The organism is Aminiphilus sp. (assembly GCF_029975095.1).
Classification (GTDB): domain Bacteria; phylum Synergistota; class Synergistia; order Synergistales; family Aminiphilaceae; genus Aminiphilus.
In genome coordinates this window covers 1-2,416 of the sequence record NZ_JARKPW010000213.1, presented here as the reverse complement: position 1 = coordinate 2,416, position 2,416 = coordinate 1, and the positions used below count along the sequence as shown (strand labels likewise).

Annotated in this window: 2 protein-coding genes; both read right to left on the bottom strand. The window is 63.2% G+C overall.

The features are described 5' to 3' along the window. Window positions 1–69: 69 nt before the first annotated feature. Window positions 70–1,437 carry a GH1 family beta-glucosidase gene (locus tag Q1K49_RS13265; RefSeq protein ID WP_300526472.1) on the bottom strand — a complete coding sequence of 456 codons (1,368 nt, stop codon included), beginning with the start codon at window positions 1,435–1,437 and terminating at the stop codon, window positions 70–72. Window positions 1,438–1,501: 64 nt separating this feature from the next. Continuing rightward, a partial coding sequence (locus Q1K49_RS13260) for a hypothetical protein (RefSeq protein WP_300526471.1) occupies window positions 1,502–2,416 on the bottom strand: 915 nt, incomplete at its 5' end.

Sequence of the window (2,416 nt, the reverse complement as noted above, 5' to 3'; positions counted from 1 at the left end):
CTTCCGCTGAGCTATCCGCCCCCATGCCCACCGACGCGAGGCATAGTATATCGAGCTGCGGCAGGGATGTCAACACCTTTGCGACAAATTTTCCGTCCGGTGTTCCTCGACGATGCGCTTGTAGAGCCGGGCCGAGTCCTTGGGTATGCGGCGCTGGGTGAGATAGTCCGTGTAGTAGAGCCCGAAGCGCTTGGCGAAGCCGAAGGTCCACTCGAAGTTGTCGTAAACGGACCAGGCATAATATCCCCGGACGTCCACACCCTGCTTCACCGCCTCGATCACGGCGTCGAGATGGTCCACCAGAAATTTCTGGCGTTCTTCGTCGTGGATGAAGTCCCCCTCCGGAACGTCGTTCCAGGCGGAACCGTTCTCGGTGATGTAGAAGGTTTCGATGGCGTACTCGTCCCGAAGGCGCAGAAGGAGTTCCGTGAGCCCCGAGGGAACGATGCACCAGCCCATGGCGGTACGTGGCCCCGCCGGGGCGTCCACGAGACGCAGGGGAATCGGCCTCGTCGGGTCCGCCACGACGTAGCTGGGGAAGTAGTAGTTCAGGCCGAAGAAGTCGGGTTTGCCCCGCACGGGATCGAGGTCACCTTCCCGAATTTCGGGCATGCTCTCGGGAACATGGCGGTAGAGGCTTTCGGGATAGCGCCCCCGGAAGAGGGGATCGAGAAAGAGGCGGTCCTCCCAGTCCATGAGCAGTTCCGCGGCAACGCGATCCTCGGGACGGTCCGTGGCGGGCAGGGCGAGGGTGGTGTTCATGACGATCCCCGCCTTTGCTCCGGGTGCGTAGGCCCGAATGCGGTCCATGGCGAGGACGTGGGCACGGTTGAGCGTGTGGGCGGCATGGTGAGTGAGCCGAAGGTTTTTTCTCCCCGGTGCCTGGCTGCCGTTGTAGTAGCCGTTGAAACAGATGCAATAGGGTTCGTTGAAGGTCACGATCAGGGGAAGCCGGTCACCGAGACGGCGGAGCACCGTCTCTGCGTAGTCGGCGAAGTGGTCCGCCACGTCCCGCTCGGGCCATCCGCCGCGGTCCTCCAGTTCTTGGGGAAGGTCCCAGTGGTAGAGGGTGCACATGGGAACGAGCCCTCGCCGAAGGATTCCGTCCACCAGGCGGTCATAGAAATCGAGCCCCCGCGGTTCGACCGCGCCGCATCCCCTGGGGAAAATGCGCGGCCAGGCCACGGAAAAACGGTAGGAAGCGATACCCAGTTCCTTCATGAGGTCCAGGTCTTCCTCCCAGCGATGGTAGTGATCGCACGCCACGTCTCCGTTGTGAGCCTCGTAGACCTTGCCGGGGGTGCGGCAATAGGTGTCCCAGATGGAACACCCCCGACCGTTGGCCCAGACGGCTCCCTCGATCTGGTAGGCCGCGGTGGCCACACCCCAGAGAAAGTCCTTCGGCAGGGCCTTCAGGTCCAGCGAATGGTGCGTCATGGTCGTCCTCCTTCGTTTTTCGATGGGGTTCTCTCCCCGGTGCTGGGGTTTTCTCCGGCGACGCTCAGCGTCGCTTGTGTTTGCTCATGTCGTAGATCACGGCACCGACGATGATGCATCCCTTGACCACCTGCTGCAGGTAGGGGGAGACACCGAGAAGGATAAGGCCGTTCTCCACTACGGCGAGAATCATGATGCCCGCGACCATGCCGCTCACGGTGCCGAGGCCGCCGCTGTGACTGATGCCGCCCACGGTGACCGCGGCGATGGCGTCAAGTTCGTACATGTTGCCGTAGGTGGCGTTGCCCGCGGCGGTGCGGGCGGCCATGAGCATGCCCCCGAACGCGGCGAGGAAGGCCGCGATGGTGTAGACCGCCACGAGGTTCAGCTCCACCGAGACCCCGGAGACGCGGGCGGCGTTCTCGTTGCCGCCGATGGCGTAGATGTTCTTGCCGAAGGCGGTGTGATTGAGTATCACCCAGACTGCTCCGGCGGCGACGAGAAAGTAGATCGCCAAAAGGGGCACGGGGCCGACCATGGCACGCCCCAGAATCATGAAGTCCTCCCGGAGCTGGCTCACGGGAAAGCCCTTGGTGTACATGAGCGCCAGCCCCCGGGCCACGGTCATCGCCCCCAGGGTTGCGATGAAGGGGGGGATCTTCGTGTAGGCCACGAAGGCGCCGTTGCAGGCACCGATGACAACTCCCACCAGCGAGGCAAGGACCACTGCGACGAACACGGGGGGCATGCCGAACTTGCTCACCTCGGGATTCTGAGCGAAACTGGCCGCCACTACCGACGCGAGGGCCACCACGGATCCGGAGGAAAGATCGATTCCCCTGGAGATGATGACCATGCCGACCCCTAGGGCGATGAGTCCCTTGATGGACCAGGAGGTGAGCATGCTCATGGCGTTGGGCACCGTGAAAAATCCTTCCGTCGCGATCGAGAAGAAGAGCACCAGCAGGACGAGCACGAG